The 16,374-nt window shown below is 61.1% G+C and carries 19 protein-coding genes and 1 pseudogene; 17 read left to right on the plus strand and 3 right to left on the minus strand.

All coding sequences use genetic code 11. The features are described 5' to 3' along the window. Window positions 1-37 precede the first annotated feature (37 nt). The 5 genes from SJY36_RS03620 to SJY36_RS03640 all read left to right on the plus strand — a co-directional run bounded on the left by SJY36_RS03620 (window position 38) and on the right by SJY36_RS03640 (window position 5,130). Window positions 38-1,243 (plus strand): acyl-CoA dehydrogenase family protein, encoded by a 1,206-nt coding sequence (locus SJY36_RS03620; RefSeq protein ID WP_386173030.1) that lies wholly within the window; start codon window positions 38-40, stop codon window positions 1,241-1,243. After that, window positions 1,240-2,373: an acyl-CoA dehydrogenase family protein gene (locus SJY36_RS03625; RefSeq protein ID WP_074635252.1), complete on the plus strand. Its 1,134-nt coding sequence runs from the start codon at window positions 1,240-1,242 to the stop codon at window positions 2,371-2,373. The genes SJY36_RS03620 and SJY36_RS03625 overlap by 4 nt, the downstream gene beginning before the upstream one ends. Continuing rightward, window positions 2,324-2,782, plus strand: coding sequence for a PaaI family thioesterase (locus SJY36_RS03630; protein ID WP_386173032.1), 459 nt, complete (start codon window positions 2,324-2,326; stop codon window positions 2,780-2,782). The genes SJY36_RS03625 and SJY36_RS03630 overlap by 50 nt, the downstream gene beginning before the upstream one ends. Continuing rightward, on the plus strand, window positions 2,779-3,552 hold the full coding sequence (locus SJY36_RS03635) for an oxepin-CoA hydrolase, alternative type (protein ID WP_037943576.1): 774 nt from the start codon (window positions 2,779-2,781) through the stop codon (window positions 3,550-3,552). The genes SJY36_RS03630 and SJY36_RS03635 overlap by 4 nt, the downstream gene beginning before the upstream one ends. An 84-nt stretch (window positions 3,553-3,636) precedes the next feature. Further along, window positions 3,637-5,130 (plus strand): class I adenylate-forming enzyme family protein, encoded by a 1,494-nt coding sequence (locus SJY36_RS03640; RefSeq protein ID WP_386173035.1) that lies wholly within the window; start codon window positions 3,637-3,639, stop codon window positions 5,128-5,130. A 97-nt stretch (window positions 5,131-5,227) separates the two neighbouring features. Here the strand turns inward: SJY36_RS03640 and rpe are convergent, their stop codons facing one another. Continuing rightward, entirely contained in the window at window positions 5,228-5,917 is a 690-nt protein-coding gene (gene rpe / locus SJY36_RS03645) for a ribulose-phosphate 3-epimerase (RefSeq protein WP_386173037.1), read from the minus strand. 241 nt (window positions 5,918-6,158) lie between these two features. Between rpe and SJY36_RS03650 the strand changes: the two genes are divergently transcribed. The 5 genes from SJY36_RS03650 (at window position 6,159) to SJY36_RS03670 (ending at window position 10,066) form a co-directional block, all read left to right on the plus strand. After that, the gene (locus SJY36_RS03650) at window positions 6,159-7,178 is read left to right on the plus strand and encodes an ABC transporter substrate-binding protein (protein ID WP_278425085.1); all 1,020 of its coding nucleotides are present in this window, start codon (window positions 6,159-6,161) and stop codon (window positions 7,176-7,178) included. A gap of 69 nt (window positions 7,179-7,247) precedes the next feature. Beyond that, window positions 7,248-8,015: an ABC transporter ATP-binding protein gene (locus SJY36_RS03655; RefSeq protein ID WP_386173040.1), complete on the plus strand. Its 768-nt coding sequence runs from the start codon at window positions 7,248-7,250 to the stop codon at window positions 8,013-8,015. Further along, entirely contained in the window at window positions 8,008-8,814 is an 807-nt protein-coding gene (locus tag SJY36_RS03660; protein WP_174226599.1) for an ABC transporter permease, read from the plus strand. The genes SJY36_RS03655 and SJY36_RS03660 overlap by 8 nt, the downstream gene beginning before the upstream one ends. Window positions 8,815-8,881: 67 nt before the next feature. Then, complete coding sequence (locus SJY36_RS03665) at window positions 8,882-9,097, plus strand: DUF2945 domain-containing protein (protein WP_037963490.1); 216 nt, start codon at window positions 8,882-8,884, stop codon at window positions 9,095-9,097. 3 nt (window positions 9,098-9,100) lie between these two features. Continuing rightward, window positions 9,101-10,066: a DNA topoisomerase IB gene (locus tag SJY36_RS03670; protein ID WP_386173043.1), complete on the plus strand. Its 966-nt coding sequence runs from the start codon at window positions 9,101-9,103 to the stop codon at window positions 10,064-10,066. A 7-nt stretch (window positions 10,067-10,073) separates the two neighbouring features. Here the strand turns inward: SJY36_RS03670 and SJY36_RS03675 are convergent, their stop codons facing one another. Further along, complete coding sequence (locus SJY36_RS03675) at window positions 10,074-10,391, minus strand: helix-turn-helix transcriptional regulator (protein ID WP_180829268.1); 318 nt, start codon at window positions 10,389-10,391, stop codon at window positions 10,074-10,076. Window positions 10,392-10,475: 84 nt separating this feature from the next. Then, window positions 10,476-10,862 carry a hypothetical protein gene (locus tag SJY36_RS03680; protein WP_386173045.1) on the minus strand — a complete coding sequence of 129 codons (387 nt, stop codon included), beginning with the start codon at window positions 10,860-10,862 and terminating at the stop codon, window positions 10,476-10,478. A gap of 71 nt (window positions 10,863-10,933) precedes the next feature. Between SJY36_RS03680 and SJY36_RS03685 the strand changes: the two genes are divergently transcribed. The 7 genes and pseudogenes from SJY36_RS03685 (at window position 10,934) to soxB (ending at window position 16,350) form a co-directional block, all read left to right on the plus strand. Continuing rightward, entirely contained in the window at window positions 10,934-11,674 is a 741-nt protein-coding gene (locus SJY36_RS03685) for a cytochrome c biogenesis CcdA family protein (protein ID WP_037943593.1), read from the plus strand. Between the two features lie 18 nt (window positions 11,675-11,692). Next, window positions 11,693-12,265, plus strand: a complete 573-nt coding sequence (locus SJY36_RS03690) for a SoxW family protein (RefSeq protein WP_386173047.1) — start codon at window positions 11,693-11,695, stop codon at window positions 12,263-12,265. 119 nt (window positions 12,266-12,384) lie between these two features. Continuing rightward, window positions 12,385-12,861: a sulfur oxidation c-type cytochrome SoxX gene (gene soxX / locus SJY36_RS03695; RefSeq protein ID WP_074635260.1), complete on the plus strand. Its 477-nt coding sequence runs from the start codon at window positions 12,385-12,387 to the stop codon at window positions 12,859-12,861. Between the two features lie 38 nt (window positions 12,862-12,899). After that, window positions 12,900-13,319, plus strand: a complete 420-nt coding sequence (soxY, locus tag SJY36_RS03700) for a thiosulfate oxidation carrier protein SoxY (protein WP_180828840.1) — start codon at window positions 12,900-12,902, stop codon at window positions 13,317-13,319. An 18-nt stretch (window positions 13,320-13,337) separates the two neighbouring features. Then, window positions 13,338-13,667 carry a thiosulfate oxidation carrier complex protein SoxZ gene (gene soxZ / locus SJY36_RS03705; RefSeq protein WP_005851964.1) on the plus strand — a complete coding sequence of 110 codons (330 nt, stop codon included), beginning with the start codon at window positions 13,338-13,340 and terminating at the stop codon, window positions 13,665-13,667. A gap of 27 nt (window positions 13,668-13,694) precedes the next feature. Next, window positions 13,695-14,550, plus strand: a pseudogene (gene soxA, locus SJY36_RS03710) (sulfur oxidation c-type cytochrome SoxA). Window positions 14,551-14,646: 96 nt separating this feature from the next. Next, window positions 14,647-16,350, plus strand: a complete 1,704-nt coding sequence (soxB, locus tag SJY36_RS03715; RefSeq protein WP_386173050.1) for a thiosulfohydrolase SoxB — start codon at window positions 14,647-14,649, stop codon at window positions 16,348-16,350. Window positions 16,351-16,374: the final 24 nt, after the last annotated feature.

The raw sequence follows: 16,374 nt of genomic DNA on the forward strand, positions 1-16,374 counted from the left end.
GGCGCAATGCCCGACAATGTAAACCGGAGGAAGACAAATGGATCTGAGCTATAGCGACGAAGAAAAGGCTTTCCGCGCCGAAGTGCGGGCCTTTCTTGAGGAAAAGCTCCCCAAGGAAATGAGCGACAAAATCCGCAAGGGTGAAGAGCTGGGTAAAGACGGTCAGGAACAGTGGCATGCTATCCTGAACGCCCAAGGCTGGCTGGCCCCGAACTGGCCCAAGAAATTTGGCGGTGCGGAATGGAACGCGGTGCAGCGTCACATTTTCGAAGAAGAAGCTGCTGCCGCCTATGCGCCGCGCATTGTGCCTTTTGGCCTGTCGATGCTGGCCCCCGTGCTGCAAAAATTCGGCTCGCAAGAGCAGAATGACTACTGGCTGCCCCGCATCCTGTCGGGCGAAGACTGGTGGTGTCAGGGCTATTCCGAGCCGGGTGCGGGGTCCGACCTTGCCTCGCTCAAGACCGAAGCGGTTCTGAACGACGAAGGCACGCACTACATCGTCAACGGCCAGAAGACCTGGACCACGCTGGGTCAGCACGCGAACATGATCTTCTGCCTTGTACGCACCGACAAGACGGTCAAGCAGCAAGAGGGTATTTCCTTCCTGCTGATCGACATGGACACCCCCGGCGTCGAAGTGCGCCCGATCATCCTGCTCGACGGCACCCACGAGGTGAACGAGGTCTGGTTCTCGGATGTGAAAGTCCCGGTCGAAAACCTTGTCGGCAAAGAGAACGAAGGCTGGACCTACGCCAAGTACCTGCTGACCCACGAACGCACCAACATCGCGGGCGTCGGGTTCTCGCAAGCGGGTCTGACCGCGGTCAAACGTATCGCCAAGGCAGAGATGTCCGGCGGCAAGCCGTTGATGCAGAACCCGCATTTCGCGGCACGTGTGGCACAGGTTGAAATCGACCTGATGGCGATGAGCACCACAAACCTGCGCATCGTCTCTAAGGCGGCAGCGGGTGCGGCACCGGGCGTTGAATTGTCCATGCTGAAGGTCAAAGGCACGATTATCCGTCAGGAGATCAACGACCTCGCACGTCGTGCGGCGGGTGCCTATGCGATGCCATTTGCATCCGAAGCGATCGAAGGGTCGAACCTGGCCCTGCCTGATCCGTTGAATGCCGGCCCCGTCGCCGCGCAATATTTCAACAACCGTAAACTGTCGATCTTTGGCGGCTCGAACGAAATCCAGCGCCAGATCATTGCCAAAACAACGATGGGAGGTGGAGCATGAACTTCGACCTGACAGAAGAACGCCAAATGCTGCAAGACAGTCTGCGCCGTTTCCTGCGCGACAAATACGATACAGCAGCCCGCAACAAGATCCTTGAAAGCGACACCGGCTTTTCCGCCGATATCTGGAACGGTCTGGCCGAACTGGGCGTCATCGGCGCGCTGTTTACCGAAGATCAGGGCGGCTTTGGCGGCGCTGGTTTCGACATCGCCGTCGTGTTCGAGGAACTGGGCCGCGCAGGCGTGGTCGAACCCTTCCTTGATACCGCCATTCTGGGCGGTGGTCTGATTGCCGACCTGGGCAATGACGACCAGCAGGCCCATGTCGAAGAACTGATCGGTGGCGCGTTGCAGGTGGCTTTTGCCCACGGCGAACCCACCAGCCGCTATGACCTGAACCAGGTGACTTCTACAGCCAAGGTTGATGGCGACAACGTGGTGCTGAATGGTCGCAAGGCCGTTGTGGTCAACGCTGAAAACGCCGACATGCTGATCGTTTCTGCCCGCGAGAGCGGCGAGGCAGGCGACGAAAACGGGATCTCGCTGTTCCTCGTGCCGGCGGATACCAAGGGCATCACGCTGCAAGGCTATGCGCTGCTGGCCGGTGGTCGTGCCGCCGAAGTCACGCTGGATGATGTGTCCGTCCCTGCCTCTGCCCGTCTGGGTGAAGCGGGCAAGGCGTTCAAGGCGATCGAGGCGCGCGTCGCTGCGGCCAATGTCGCGATCTGTGCGGAAACACTGGGTGCGATGGAAACGGCAACCCGCCTGACCCGCGAATACCTGATGACCCGCAAGCAGTTCGGCAAGCCCATCGGCACGTTCCAGGCGCTCGCGCACCGCATGTCCGACCTGCTGATCGAGATGGAGCAAGCGCGCTCTGCCGTGATCGTTGCCGCGGGCAACCTCGAAGCGGAGTACAAGGCGCGCGAGACGCATATCTCTGCCGCCAAGAACCTGCTGGGTCGCGCGGGCCGTCTGGTTGCCGAAGACAGCATCCAGATGCACGGCGGTATCGCCATGACGCAAGAATACGAACTGGCCCATATCGCCAAGCGTATCATCATGGCAGACCACCGCTTTGGTGACACAGACCACCATCTGGAGCGTTTCATTGCCCTTGCAGCAGCCTGATGAAAGCCTGCTGATCCGGGACGAGACCGGCACCCAAACCCTGGTCGGATATGTCGTCGACATATCCGATCCGGCCCACGGGCGCTGCTTTCTTGATCTGGGTCCGCAACACTTCAACCGCCATGGGGTTCTTCATGGCGGTATTGCCGCCACATTGCTGGACAACGCCTGTGGCATGACCGGATCGCTGAGCGTGGATCCCACCGGCCAGCACCCGTTCCTCACGATCTCGTTGACGACGCAGTTTCTGGCCGCGGGGCAGCCCGGGCGCGTGACCGCGACCGGCACGATCAAGGGCGGTGGTCGCAGCCTGCTGTATATCGACGCTGAACTCGTCCACGAAGACGGCACGGTCATTGCGACATCCACAGGCGTGTTCAAGCGCGTCCCACAGGAGAAACTGAAATGAGCGCTCGGATCGAAGACAAGGGTGACCGGATCGTCATCTGGAACGGAAACGCGCACAAGCGGGGGGCCCTGTCGCCCGAGCTTTACGCTTGCATCGGCCAAGCGATTGAAATGGCCGCCGAGCCGCGTATTCGTGCCGTGATCCTCACCTCCGAAGGGGATTTCTTTTGCGCGGGCGGCGATCTGAATGTCCTGATCGCCCGCCGCGACATGCCCAAAGATGAACGTCGGGGCAAGATCAACGAATTGCACAGCCTGATCCGCGGGATCCGGTCCTGTCCGGTGCCGGTGATCGCCGCCGTCGAAGGCGGTGCCGCGGGCGCGGGGCTGTCTTTCGCGCTGGCCTGCGATCTGATCGTTGCCGCCGCCGGTGCCAAGTTCACCGCTGCTTACGTCAAGGCGGGGCTGGTGCCCGACGGGGGGCTGACCGCCTCGCTCGCGCGTGCGCTGCCGCGGCAGCTCGCGATGGAGATGTGCTTGCTGGCGCAGCCCGTCACCGTTGAACGCATGCATGATCTGGGCGTGGTAAATGCCGTCACCGACAAGGGCGGCGCGTTCGAGGCCGCGATGGCGCTTGCCGACCGCTTGGCCGCAGGCCCCCGCGAAGCCCAAGGGGTGATCCGCGGGCTGGTGGCGCAGGGCTATGACGTGTCCGAGGCCGACCAGCTTGAAGCGGAATGTGACGCCATGGCCCATGCCACCGGCGCAGATGAAGCCGCCGAAGGCATCGCCGCTTTCCTCGAGAAGCGCACACCGAATTACGGCGGCTGACCCTCGGCCACCGATTTATTGACCCAACCCGCAGCCAGACGCGCTGACCGGGTTCTGAAAGACTGCGGGGAGGCAGAGAATATAATGGTACGTGTAGAGCAATTTCTGGCGGATCAAGTGGCCGCACGCGGGGACGCGCCCGCGCTGAGCGACAGCACAGGGGTACGCTGGACGTACAAGATGTTCGACAAGGCAAGCGACGACATCGCGCAGGCGCTCAAGGATGCCGGTGTGCAGCCCAACGACCGCGTGCTGATGCTGTCGGAAAACTGTGCCGCCGCCGTGGCCACTGTGTTTGGCACGTGGAAAGCCGGCGCAGTCATCATCCCCGTCAATGCACGCCAAAGCGCGGGCGAAATCCAGCGGATCATTGACCACGCGGCGCCTGCTGCTGTGCTGATGACCTGCCACGCCTCACCGGATGCGACAGCCCATGCGGAACGGCTGGGTGCCGCAGAGATCACCGGTGCCTTTGGCGCGATGCATCTGGCCACGCCGATCGCCAGCAACCCCGATGGGGATCTGAGCGATGTGGCGGTGCTGCTGTATACCACCGGCACAACGGGCGACCCCAAGGGCGTCATGCTGACCCATGCCAACGTGCGCTTTGGCGGCAATGCCTCGGCGACGCTGCGGGGGATCAATGCAGGCGATGTGGTCTATGGCGTGTTGCCCCTGACCCATGTTTTCGGGCTGTGTTCGGTTATGACCGCCTCCTGCTGCGCCGGTGCCGAAATCCGGCTGGAGGCGCGTTTCTCGGCTGAAAAGCTTTATACCGCGCTGACCACGGGGGTGAACTTCCTGTCGGCCGTGCCGCAGATGCACGCGCTGCTGATGCAATACACGAAAGAGCAAGGGCTCACGCAGCTCAACTCCGAAACGCTGCGCTATGTATCTTCGGGGGCAGCGCCGCTGGACCCCACGTGGAAGCGCAAGGCCGAAGCCTTTTACGGCGTCGCGATCCAGAACGGCTATGGCATGACGGAATCCACCGCCGGTATCTCGGCCACCAGTAACCCACTGGGATCGCCTGATATCTCGGTCGGTCCGTCCTTGCCCGGTGTCGAGACCAAGATTGATGATACCGTCGAAGGCGGCAGCAATGGCAAGGGCGAGGTCCTGACCCGTGGGGCCCACGTCATGAAGGGCTACTACAAGAACCCCGAGGAAACCGCTAAAGTCCTCGGCCAGGATGGCTGGCTGCGCACCGGCGATCTGGGGACGTTCGACGAACACGGTCATCTGCATATTCTGGGCCGCTCGAAAGAGCTGATCATCCACGGCGGGTTCAACGTCTACCCGCCCGAGGTAGAGGCCGCGATCAACGATCACCCGCAGGTCATTCAGGCCGCCGTGGTGGGCCGGTCCACCGGCAATGATGAAGAGGTGCTGGCCTTCGTCCAGATCGCCGAGGGCGACACGCTGGACCCGCAAGACCTGAAGGCCTTCGTCAAGGATCGGCTCACTGGCTATAAGCGCCCCAGCCAGTTTATTATCGGAACGGCCCTGCCTGCGGCCCCCACGGGCAAGATCCTCAAGCACAAGCTGATCGAGACATTCAAGGATCAGTTGGCCTGATTGGCTTCTGATTGTTCCCTGTGCGGTGTCAAGCAAAAGGCCGGTCCCCCGTGGTGGGGGCCGGCCTTTTCCTTTGTCGCTGGTGTGCGGCTGGCGCTTAGACGTAGACGCCTTCGGCAGCGGCGCGGATAGCGCGGATGTTTTCGCCGTAGGGGGCAGGGTTGCTGACAGACCCGCCACGGAACACGGCGGAGCCTGCGACCAGCACATCAGCCCCCGCCTGCGCCACGCTGGAAGCGGTGTTTACGTCCACACCGCCGTCAATTTCGATATGCACCGGACGGTCACCGATCATCGCGCGCAGGGTGCGGATCTTGTCGCTCATGTCGATGAACTTCTGCCCGCCGAAACCGGGGTTCACGGTCATCACACAGACCAGATCGGCAACGTCCAGCAGATGCTCTACCGCTGCGGCAGGCGTGCCGGGGTTCAGCGCGACACCGGCTTTGGCACCGGCACCGCGGATCGCTTGCAGCGTGCGGTGGATATGGGGGCCGGCTTCGACATGGGCCGTGATCACATCGGCACCGGCTTTGGCAAATGCATCGATGTAGGGATCCACGGGTGCGATCATCAGATGCACGTCCATCACGCCCTTGAAATGGGGGCGGATCGCGGCGCAGGTGGTTGGGCCAAAGCTGATGTTCGGGACGAAATGCCCGTCCATTACATCGACATGTACCCAGTCCGCGCCCTGTGCTTCGATGGCGTCGCACTCTGCCCCGAAATTGGCAAAGTCGGCAGCAAGGATGGAGGGGGCAATTTTGATCGAACGGTCGAAGGTCATGGGATCGGGCCTTTTGTGAAAGGGAGGGGGCTGATGCAGCGGTGACGCCCATATAGGCAATGTCGTACGCGCTGGCAATCTGGGGAGCCTTCGGCGAGGATTTAAGGCCATTTGGAAGCGGGCGAGGCTGGGCGCCACAGGCGGTGACGCTTCGTTCTTGAGGGTGGTTTTCGGGGGGCGTGCGCTTGACACTACGTCATGCCACGACCCATTGTGCGCGCAAATTCAAGGGGAGGATATCATGACCACATTCAACCGCCGCCAGACATTGGCGACCATGGGGGCCGCTGCCGCGGTCGGGCTTGCTGCACCGGCTGTTGCGCAGGGCAAAAAGATCACTCTGGGCGCGCTGCGTTTCACCAGCCACTCCGGCACATTCGTGGCCTATCAGCGCGAGTATTTCAAGCAGGCCGGTCTGGATGTCGAGCTCAAGTTCTTTCAGGCCGCCCAACCTATGGCCGTGGCGATTGCCAGCGGGGATGTCGACTATGCCGTGACCGCGATCTCGGGCGGGCTGGTGTCGCTGGCGGATAAGGGTGCGATCAAGGTGATCGGCGGTGCCTTGTCTGAAGAGAAGGGCATTGACGGGCAGAAGTTTCTGGCCTCGGACGCGGCCTATCAGGCGGGTGTGACCGCGCCTGCGATGCTGGACGGAAAGAGCTTTGGCATGACCACGGCGGGATCGTCGTTCCACTATATGGGGTCAAAGATGGCGCAGGCCGAGGGGATCGAGCTGTCGTTCAAGCCGTTGCAGAAGGTGGGTGCCATCATCGGGGCGCTGAAGACCGGCCAGATTGATGGCTGGTCCATCGTGCCCCATATCGCCAAGCCACTGGCGGGCTCGGGTGCCGTGCATATTATCGGGAACGTGTCCGATTATCTGCCCGACTATCAGGTCACCACGGTCTTTACCTCGACCAAGAACGCGCGTGAGGAAAAGCAGCAGACGCAGGATTACCTTGCGGCCTATGCAAAGGGCGCGGCTGACTACAACGCAGCGATGATCGAACAGACCGCCGGTGCGGAAGGCGTGGCCGAGATGGTCAAGCTGATCCACAACTACGTCTACACCGACAAAACGCTCGAGGCCGCGACGCCGGGGATTGTCAACGGCACCATGCGTCTGAACGAGGGGGCCGCGTTGAACGTCGCCTCTGTGCGTGACCAGCTGAGCTGGTTCCAGTCCGAGGGGCTGGTGGATGCGGATATCACGCTTGAGACGTTGATCGACACGTCTTTCGTCGACACCATCGGCGCCTGATCGCGCCATCTATACCAACGACAGGTCGGGCAAGCTTTGCCCGGCCTTTGATATTTCAGGACGTTTCTCATGGATCTTAGGTTAGCGAGGGTCAGCCATACCTATGGCGAGACCGAAGTGCTGCGCGATATCAACCTTGATATCCCGTCAGGGCAGATTGTCTGCATCGTCGGGCCTTCGGGCTGTGGCAAGTCGACCCTGCTGCGGATGCTGGGCGGGCTGGAGCAGCCGACTTCGGGCGAAGTGCTGCAACTGGGCACGCCCCCAGCCGGCTGTCTGAACCCGCTCACCTACGTATTTCAGGATTTCGCCTTGCTGCCTTGGCGCAGCGTGCGCGGCAATGTGGCGCTGGTGCTGGAGGATCACGGTCTGGACGCCGCCGCGCGGGCGCGGATCATCGACGACGTGCTGGCCCGTACCAAACTGACCGAATTTGCCGATGCCCTGCCCAAACAGCTGTCGGGCGGGATGAAACAGCGGGTGGCCATCGCACGCGCCTTGGCGGTGAACCCTGCGGTGATGTTGATGGACGAACCGCTGAGCGCCTTGGACAGCCAGACGCGCGAGCTGTTGATGGACGATCTGATCAGCCTGTGGACCCGCCAGCCTTTCACCGCCGTCTATGTCACCCACAATCTGGCAGAGGCCGTACGGCTGGGGCACAGGATCGTGGTGCTATCTCGCCGCCCCGGGCAGATCCGCGAGGTGGTTGAACTGACGACACCGTTGGCAGAGCGTGCCTATGGCGATGCCGCCCTTGAGGCGCAACAACAACATTTGTGGGGGCTGATGCGCGAAGAAGCCGCCGCCGCCGATGCGGAGTTGATCCATGTCTGATGCAGCACATACAAACAGCCGCCCCGTCGCCTTTCGTGGTGGCGGTTTTGCCCCCAAGCAACGACGGGGCATGGGGGTCTTGGTCTTTGTCCTGCTGATCCTGCTGGCCGAATGGGGCACGCGCAGCGGCTTTATCTCTAACCTAACATTGCCGCGCCCCTCGGATGTGGCGATGACCTTTGTCGAACTGTGGCAATCGGGGATGCTGTTCAAACATCTGGCCCCCTCGCTCAGCCGCTTGGCTGTGGGGGCGACGCTCGGGGCTTTGGTTGGTGTCGGCGTCGGGGTGATGATCGGGCTGTTCAGCTATGTGCGTGCCGGGCTGGTGCCCCTGGTTGCGGCGCTGTTCCCGATCCCCAAGATTGCGCTTTTGCCGTTGTTCGTGATCTGGTTCGGCATTGACGAGGGCAGTAAATACGCGCTGATCGCCTTTGGGACATTCACGCCGACGGTCGTGGCGACCTATGCTGCGGTGGACAATGTGGACCGCGGATTGATCCGCATGGGGCAGAGCTTTGGTCTGTCGTGGTGGTCGATCGTGCGCAAGATCGTACTGCCGGGGGCGATGCCGGGCATCCTGTCGGGGCTGCGCATCTCTTTGGCGATTGCAATCATCCTGTTGGTGGCAGCTGAAATGCTGGGCGCGGAATATGGCATCGGGGCTTATATCCTTGAGGCCGGCAGTCTTTATGATCTTGAACGTCTGTTTGCGGGGGTGGTGATCCTGTCGGTGCTTGGGGTTTGCGTGAGCGCCGTGATTGCCGCCATCGAAACCCGCGTGCTGCGCTGGCGGGTCTGACCGGAGGGAACCCGTTTCGGGCATAGATCGTTATCCTTTCACACCAAACAGTGCGGAGGGGACGACGATGTCAGGCATATCCAAGGGCACCAAGGTCAAATGGGACTGGGGGCAGGGCACTGCCAGTGGCAAGGTGACGGAACGCTTTACCAAAAGTGTGACCCGTACGTTGAAAGGGTCCGAAGTCACGCGCAACGGGTCCGATGATGATCCGGCGCTGCTGATCGAGCAAGACGACGGGGATGAGGTGCTCAAGCTGTCGTCGGAAGTCGAGGCCGCCTGACATATGGGCGGCGCGGGGCTGACCTATTATGGCGATGACCGCCCCGGCATTTCGCGTCAGCGGCGCGGGCGCGGGTTTACCTATAAGGCACCGGACGGCACTACCATCGCCCGCGGGGAGGAACGCGCGCGGCTGGAAACGATGGCGGTGCCGCCCGCCTATGAAGACGTGTGGATGACGCCATTGGTGAACGGGCATTTGCTGGCCACGGGGCGCGACACCCGCAATCGCAAACAATATCGCTATCACGAAAAATGGTCAGAGGCGCAGGCAGAGACGAAATTCGCGAGCCTGGTGGATTTTGCGCATGCTTTGCCGCGTCTGCGCCGCTTTGTCGCCCGCGATCTCGATCAGCAGGCAGGCCAGCGCAGCTTTGCCTTGGCCAGCGCCGTCACGCTGATCGACCGCGCGTCGCTGCGGGTGGGGAATCCGGACTACACGCGCGAGAATGGCAGCTATGGCACGCTGACCCTGCGGTCGAAACACGTAAAGCTCGACGGGAATGTGATCCGGCTGCGCTATACGGCCAAAGGCGGCAAGAAGGTGCGGCGGCAGATCAACGACCGGACGCTGGCCAAAACGCTGGAGAAAATTAACGATCTGCCGGGGGCGGAGCTGCTGACATGGGCCGATGCGCAGGGCGAGGTGCATCAGTTGAACTCAGCCGGATTGAACGCCTATATCGCCGAAGCATCGGGGTGCGACGACTTTACCGCCAAGACCTTCCGCACATGGGCGGGCACCGTTGCCGCCTTCGAGGCCGCCGAGAAGGGGCAGGCCACCATCAAGCAATTGGCCGAAGCCGCTGCCGCGCAGTTGAGCAATACGCCAACCGTGGCGCGTAACAGCTATATCCATCCGGCGGTGATTGATCTGGCGGGCGAAGCCCCGCCCGAGATCAAGGTCGGGCGCAAGACCGGGCTATTCGCCTCGGAAGCGCGGCTGCTGACGTATCTGGAGCAGGTCTGAGCCGCGTTTACCCGTCGCTGTCCGGTTTGCAGAACATATCATAGACGACTTCCATGATCTTTTGCGGACGGTCATCGGCCAGCCGGTAATAGATCGTCTTGCCGTCGCGGCGTGGCGTTACCAGGCCTTCAAGCCGCAAGCGTGACAGCTGTTGGGATACCGCCGCCTGACGGGCTGACAGTAGCTCTTCCAGCTCGGTGACGGATTTTTCGCCTGCAGAGAGGTGACACAGGATCATCAACCGCCCCTCGTGGCTGATCGCCTTGAGGAAGTTAGAGGCACGTGCGGCGTTTTCGGCCATACGGTCCCGATCGGCTTGGCTCATCTCTGTGTCGGAACCGGGGTTACCCACTGGTTAACATCCTTGGCTGAATAAAAGGGGATTGGCGTGCGCATATCGCAGGGGGCGCTAGCTTTTGGCGGGGTATGGCATCAATTTGGCGTCGGATAGCATTTTTTCCAGCACGCCCCAAAAGAAATCTTCGCCCGGGTAGCCTTCGATGCGCGACACCTCATGGCCGTCGACCATCAACACGAACGTCGGCGTGTAATGCAGGCTGCGGGCAAAGTGCAGATCGGCGGGTTTGTCATCGTTGATATCAACGCGGCGCAATGGGGCTGCCTTGCCCGCTTGGGTCTTGGGATAGATCGGGGCGATCTGGTCATCCCAACGGGCACACCACACGCAGCCCTGTTCCTCGACCATGATCAGCGCGGTCTGGGCCGCTGCGATCAGGGGGGAAACCGCAAGGCCTGTGGCCACCGAAAGGGACAAGAAAGCAGTGCGCAACCGCATAGGGAATTCACCTGTTGATTTCAAAATACTTAATGTGAATATGTGAATGGCACAAGATAAAGGCAACCTGCATGCTTGAAATCACCTTTCTGGGCGCGGCATTTGCCGGGCTTTTGTCCTTTTTGTCGCCCTGCATCCTGCCGATCGTGCCCTTTTATCTGAGCTATCTGGCGGGCGTCGGCATGAACCAGATCACGGCAGACGGGCCGGTGGATGCCGCCGTGCGCCGGCGTGCGGTCATCGCGGCGCTGTTCTTTGCGGCGGGGGTGATCACGATCTTTGTCGGGCTGGGGGCGGTGGCCACGACCTTTGGCCAGATCGTGCGGGACTATTTCGATATTTTGCGATGGGTCGCTGCGGCTGTTATCATTGCGATGGGGCTGCATTTTCTGGGCGTGATCCGTATCGGTTTTCTATATCGCCAGTTTCGTGCGGATGCGGGGAACACGACGGCGACCAGTTTTCTGGGGGCCTATGTGATCGGGTTGGCCTTTGCCTTTGGCTGGACCCCTTGCGTCGGGCCGGTGCTTGCGGCGATCCTGTTCACCGCCGCGGGGGCCGAGACGGCGGGCTCGGGTGCGCTGTTGCTGCTGACCTACGGCGTGGGCATGACCGCGCCTTTCGTGCTGGCGGCGCTGTTCATCGGGCCGTTCATGCGCTGGATGGCGGGGTTCCGGCAACATCTGGGCACGGTAGAAAAGGCGATGGGAGTTCTGCTGATTGTCTTTGGCCTGCTGATCGCCACCAACTCGATCAACTATATTGCGCAGTGGATGCTTGAAACCTTCCCTGTTTTCAGCGCCATTGGCTAACAACCGGAGGGACTTTTGATGAAGATGATCCGAAACGCTTTGGCCGCGCTGGCGGCTGTCGCTTGTATGGTGACTGCGGGCAGTGCCGCGACCTTGGGTGATGACGGTTTGCACAAGACCGCCTGGATGCGCGAGACCTTCAAAGATCTGCGCGACGATCTGGCCGAGGCGACGGAGGAGGGTAAGCGCCTGATGGTCATCATCGAACAGCGGGGCTGCATCTACTGCAACAGGATGCACGAAGAGGTTTTCCCGCTGCCCAAGATCGATGCCTACCTGCGCGAGAACTTCTTTGTCGTGCAGATCAACATGTTCGGCGATGTCGAGGTCACCGACTTTGACGGAGAGACATTGCCCGAGAAGGACATGGTGCGCAAATGGCGTCAGATGTTCACGCCGACGCTGATGTATTTCCCCCAGACCGTGGACGAAGGGCAGACGGCCGTTGAAGCGGCGGTCGCGACGGTGCCCGGTGCCTTTGGTCCGGCGACGACCTTTCACATGATGAACTGGGTCGTAGACAAGGGATATGAGGGGGACGAGACGTTCCAGAAATATCACGCGCGTATGCTCATTGAAGAGCAGGAATAACGGCGGTAGGATCCGCTAAATGCCGTGCTGCTATAAGAAATTCAATAAATTGAATTTATAGTTGCGTCATTTTGGCGCGGGCAGTAGGGTTTTCAAAATAGATGTCTGTGGGAGGACGCATGAAAGTTTCCGTATTTGCCCTGGTGGCCTCTGTCGGCTTTGCCGCGGCGGCGCATGCGGCCGACGTGGCCCCCGGTGACGTGGTCTATGATGAGTATGGCGCGGTTGAACAATCGCTGACCGGCACCCCCGGCAACCCCGAAGAGGGGGCCAAGATTGTGGGTAGCAAAAAGCTTGGCAACTGCATCGCCTGCCATCAGGTCAGCGCTTTGCCCGATATCCCGTTCCAGGGCGAAATCGGCCCGATGCTGGATGGCGCGGGGGACCGCTGGACCGAGGCTGAATTGCGCGGCATCGTGGCCAACGCGAAGATGCTGTTCGAGGGGACGATGATGCCCGCGTTCTACAAGGACAGCGGCTATATCCGTCCGGGCAAGGGCTATACCGGCAAGGCGGCTGACGACACGCTGGGGCCTATTCTGGCCGCCCAGCAGATCGAGGATGTCGTGGCCTATCTTGCCACGTTGAAAGACTAAGAACCCCACCCAGCGGGATCTGATCAGGAGTGATGATAATGGAATTTACACGACGTAGTGCGATTGCGATGGGGGCAGGTGCCTTTGCCGCACTGTCCTTGCCCAAGCTGGCCGTGGCCGCTGCCGGGGATGACGCGATTGCTGCCTTCACCGGCGGTGCAGAGATGGCTGATACCGGCGTGACCCTGACCGCCCCCGAGATTGCGGAAAACGGCAATACCGTCCCGATCGAGGTCGACGCCCCCGGTGCCACTGAAATCATGGTGCTGGCGCTTGGTAACCCCACGCCGCCTGTGGCGAACTTCAAGTTCGGCCCGCTGGCAGCAACGCAGCACGCCTCCACCCGTATCCGCTTGGCGGGCACGCAGGATGTGGTGGCGATCGCCAAGCTGGGCGACGGCTCTTTCGCCAAGGCGACCAGCACAATCAAAGTAACAATCGGCGGCTGCGGCGGCTAAGGCGAGAGGAAGAAAAACATGGCATCTGGTGTAAAACCCCGCGTCAAAGTCCCCAAGTCAGCAGCGGCTGGCGAGACCATCACGATCAAGACCCTGATTAGCCACAAGATGGAATCCGGCCAGCGCAAGGACAGCGACGGCAACACGATCCCGCGGTCGATCATCAATCGTTTCACCTGCGATTTTAACGGCGAGAATGTGATCGATGTCGCGATGGAGCCCGCGATCTCGACCAACCCGTATTTCGAATTCGACGCCACCGTGCCCGAAGCGGGGACATTCACCTTCACGTGGTATGACGATGACGGCGATGTCTACGAGGAAACCAAAGACATCACGATCAGCTAAGCGTCCGCATCCTTGGGAGGAACAGGAATGAGCAATTTCACAAAAGGTCTGGGCGCGTGCCTTGCTGCGGCGCTGATGTCGACGGGGGCCTTCGCCGATCCCGTGGATGATACGCTGGTGATCAACGAAGAGATCGACATCGTGACCCGCACTGCCGCCCCCGCGCATATGGCGGACGCGGTAGACGAGGTCATGTCGGGCTGGCTTTTCCGCGGCACCGAGACCCGCGCGATGCAGGCCGATGATTTCGACAACGCGGGCATGATCTTTGTGGAACAGGCCGAAGACGTCTGGAACACCGCCGACGGGTCAGAGGGGAAGTCCTGCGCGGATTGTCACGGGGCCTCGGCCGAGATGGCAGGCGTGCGTCCGGTCTATCCGAAGTACGTCGAATCTGCGGGCGAGGTGCGCACGCTGGAAATGCAGATCAACGATTGCCGCGAGAACCGCATGGGGGCGGAAAAGTGGAAATACACTGGCGGCGACATGGTGAACATGACGGCGCTGATCTCCTTCTGTCTCGCGGGGGATGCCGGTGAACATCGCCATCGACGGTCCGGCCCAATCCACATGGGAGCAGGGCAAAGAGATCTACTATACCCGTTTCGGCCAGCTTGAACTGTCCTGTGCCAATTGCCACGAAGACAATTATGGCAACATGATCCGTGCCGACCACCTGAGCCAGGGCCAGATCAACGGCTTCCCGACTTACCGTCTGAAAAACACCAAGCTGAACGCGGTGCAGGCCCGTTTTAAAGGCTGTGTACGCGACACCCGTGCCGAGACCTTTGACCCCGGCAGCCCCGAGTTTGTCGCTCTTGAGCTGTACGTCGGCTCGCGCGGGAACGGGCTGTCGGTCGAAGGGCCCTCTGTCCGGAACTAACCTGAAAAGACCCGTTTCGCCGATGCGAGGCGGGTCTTTTTATCATATTATTATTCAAATATGCGCATATGAATTGCGCGTCGAAAAGGCCAGCCTATGATCTCTCGTCGTGATTTCCTTCAGGCCAGCATGGCTGCAACGGCTTTGTATGGTGCGTCGTCCTTTGGCAACTGGGGCAAGCTCGCCGCGCAGCAGGCGTTGACGCAGGACAAGTTGCTTGAATTCGACACCTTCGGCAACGTCAGCCTGATCCACGTGACCGACATCCACGCGCAGTTGAAACCGATCTATTTCCGCGAACCTTCGGTCAACATCGGTGTGGGCGAGAACCGCGGGAAGGTGCCGCATCTGACCGGCGCGGATTTCCGCAAGCTTTACGGGATCGCGGACGGCAGCCCCTCGGCCTATGCGCTGACCTATAACGATTTTTCGGCGCTGGCGCAGGGCTATGGCAAGATGGGCGGTCTGGACCGTGTGGCGAGTGTGATCAACCAGATCCGCGCGGACCGGCCCGATGCGCTGCTGCTGGATGGCGGCGACACATGGCACGGCAGCTACACCTGCTATCACACGCAAGGTCAGGACATGGTCAACGTGATGAATGCGCTCAAGCCTGACGCCATGACCTTTCACTGGGAATTCACGCTCGGCTCTGACCGCGTGGCAGAGATTGTCGAGGGGCTGCCCTTTGCCGCACTGGCGCAGAACATCTTTGACGCCGAATGGGACGAACCGACAGAGCTTTTCCCGCCATACAAGTTCTACGAGACAGGCGGCGTTAAAGTCGCGGTGATCGGGCAGGCTTTCCCCTATATGCCGATCGCCAACCCCGGCTGGATGTTCCCCGAATACTCGTTCGGTATCCGCGACGAGCGTATGCAGGAAATGGTGGACGAGGTCCGCGCTAAAGGGGCTGAACTGGTCGTCTGCCTAAGCCACAACGGCTTTGATGTGGACAAGCAGATGGCGGGCGTGGTGACGGGGATCGACGTGATCCTGTCGGGCCACACCCATGACGCGCTGCCCGAGCCTGTGCTGGTGGGCGAGACGATCATCGTCGCCTCGGGGTCGAACGGAAAATTCGTCAGCCGCGTCGATCTGGACGTGCGCAACGGCCGCATGATGGGCTTCCGGCACAAGCTGATCCCGATCTTCTCTGACGTGATTGCGCCTGATCCGACGATGACCGCGCTGATCGACGCACAACGCGCGCCCTATCTTGACCAGCTGACAGAGGTGATCGGCAGCACCGCCGAAGACACGCTGCTGTACCGGCGCGGCAATTTCAACGGCACCTGGGATGACCTGATCTGCGACGCGCTGCTTTCCGAGCGCGAGGCGGATATCGCGCTGAGTCCCGGTGTGCGGTGGGGGCCGTCGATCCTGCCGGGGCAGGAGATCACGCGCGAGGATATCTGGAACGTCACCTCTATGACCTACCCCGAAGCCTACCGGACCGAGATGACCGGTGAATTCCTGCATGTCGTGCTCGAAGACGTGGCCGACAACCTGTTCAACCCTAACCCCTATTACCAGCAGGGCGGTGACATGGTGCGCACAGGCGGGCTTGGCTACCGCATTGACGTGACCCAGCCCCAAGGCAGCCGCATCACTGAACTGACCCTGCTGAAAACCGGTGAACGTATCGATCCGGCGAAGACCTATCAGGTTGCAGGCTGGGCCAGCGTGAACGAAGGCACCGAGGGCCCCGCGATCTGGGACGTGGTCGAAAGCCACATCCGCAAGCAGGGCAGCGTGTCGCTGGACCCCAACACCAGCGTCATCGTCAAGGGCGCGTAACAGGGCAGCATGAAAGGCAAGGCC

Origin of the sequence: Sulfitobacter sp. R86518 (assembly GCF_042466275.1) — a bacterium.
GTDB classification, from domain to species: Bacteria; Pseudomonadota; Alphaproteobacteria; order Rhodobacterales; family Rhodobacteraceae; genus Sulfitobacter; species Sulfitobacter pontiacus.

Coding starts and splice junctions, on each gene's coding strand:
- rpe (WP_386173037.1), bottom strand. CDS start 5,917: ATGACCTTCGACCGTTCGATCAAAATTGCCCCCTCCATCCTTGCTGCC.
- soxZ (WP_005851964.1), top strand. CDS start 13,338: ATGGCATCTGGTGTAAAACCCCGCGTCAAAGTCCCCAAGTCAGCAGCG.
- soxX (WP_074635260.1), top strand. CDS start 12,385: ATGAAAGTTTCCGTATTTGCCCTGGTGGCCTCTGTCGGCTTTGCCGCG.
- SJY36_RS03685 (WP_037943593.1), top strand. CDS start 10,934: ATGCTTGAAATCACCTTTCTGGGCGCGGCATTTGCCGGGCTTTTGTCC.
- SJY36_RS03625 (WP_074635252.1), top strand. CDS start 1,240: ATGAACTTCGACCTGACAGAAGAACGCCAAATGCTGCAAGACAGTCTG.
- SJY36_RS03635 (WP_037943576.1), top strand. CDS start 2,779: ATGAGCGCTCGGATCGAAGACAAGGGTGACCGGATCGTCATCTGGAAC.
- SJY36_RS03665 (WP_037963490.1), top strand. CDS start 8,882: ATGTCAGGCATATCCAAGGGCACCAAGGTCAAATGGGACTGGGGGCAG.
- SJY36_RS03690 (WP_386173047.1), top strand. CDS start 11,693: ATGAAGATGATCCGAAACGCTTTGGCCGCGCTGGCGGCTGTCGCTTGT.
- SJY36_RS03620 (WP_386173030.1), top strand. CDS start 38: ATGGATCTGAGCTATAGCGACGAAGAAAAGGCTTTCCGCGCCGAAGTG.
- SJY36_RS03650 (WP_278425085.1), top strand. CDS start 6,159: ATGACCACATTCAACCGCCGCCAGACATTGGCGACCATGGGGGCCGCT.
- SJY36_RS03670 (WP_386173043.1), top strand. CDS start 9,101: ATGGGCGGCGCGGGGCTGACCTATTATGGCGATGACCGCCCCGGCATT.
- SJY36_RS03655 (WP_386173040.1), top strand. CDS start 7,248: ATGGATCTTAGGTTAGCGAGGGTCAGCCATACCTATGGCGAGACCGAA.
- SJY36_RS03680 (WP_386173045.1), bottom strand. CDS start 10,862: ATGCGGTTGCGCACTGCTTTCTTGTCCCTTTCGGTGGCCACAGGCCTT.
- SJY36_RS03675 (WP_180829268.1), bottom strand. CDS start 10,391: ATGAGCCAAGCCGATCGGGACCGTATGGCCGAAAACGCCGCACGTGCC.
- SJY36_RS03660 (WP_174226599.1), top strand. CDS start 8,008: ATGTCTGATGCAGCACATACAAACAGCCGCCCCGTCGCCTTTCGTGGT.
- SJY36_RS03640 (WP_386173035.1), top strand. CDS start 3,637: ATGGTACGTGTAGAGCAATTTCTGGCGGATCAAGTGGCCGCACGCGGG.
- soxY (WP_180828840.1), top strand. CDS start 12,900: ATGGAATTTACACGACGTAGTGCGATTGCGATGGGGGCAGGTGCCTTT.
- soxB (WP_386173050.1), top strand. CDS start 14,647: ATGATCTCTCGTCGTGATTTCCTTCAGGCCAGCATGGCTGCAACGGCT.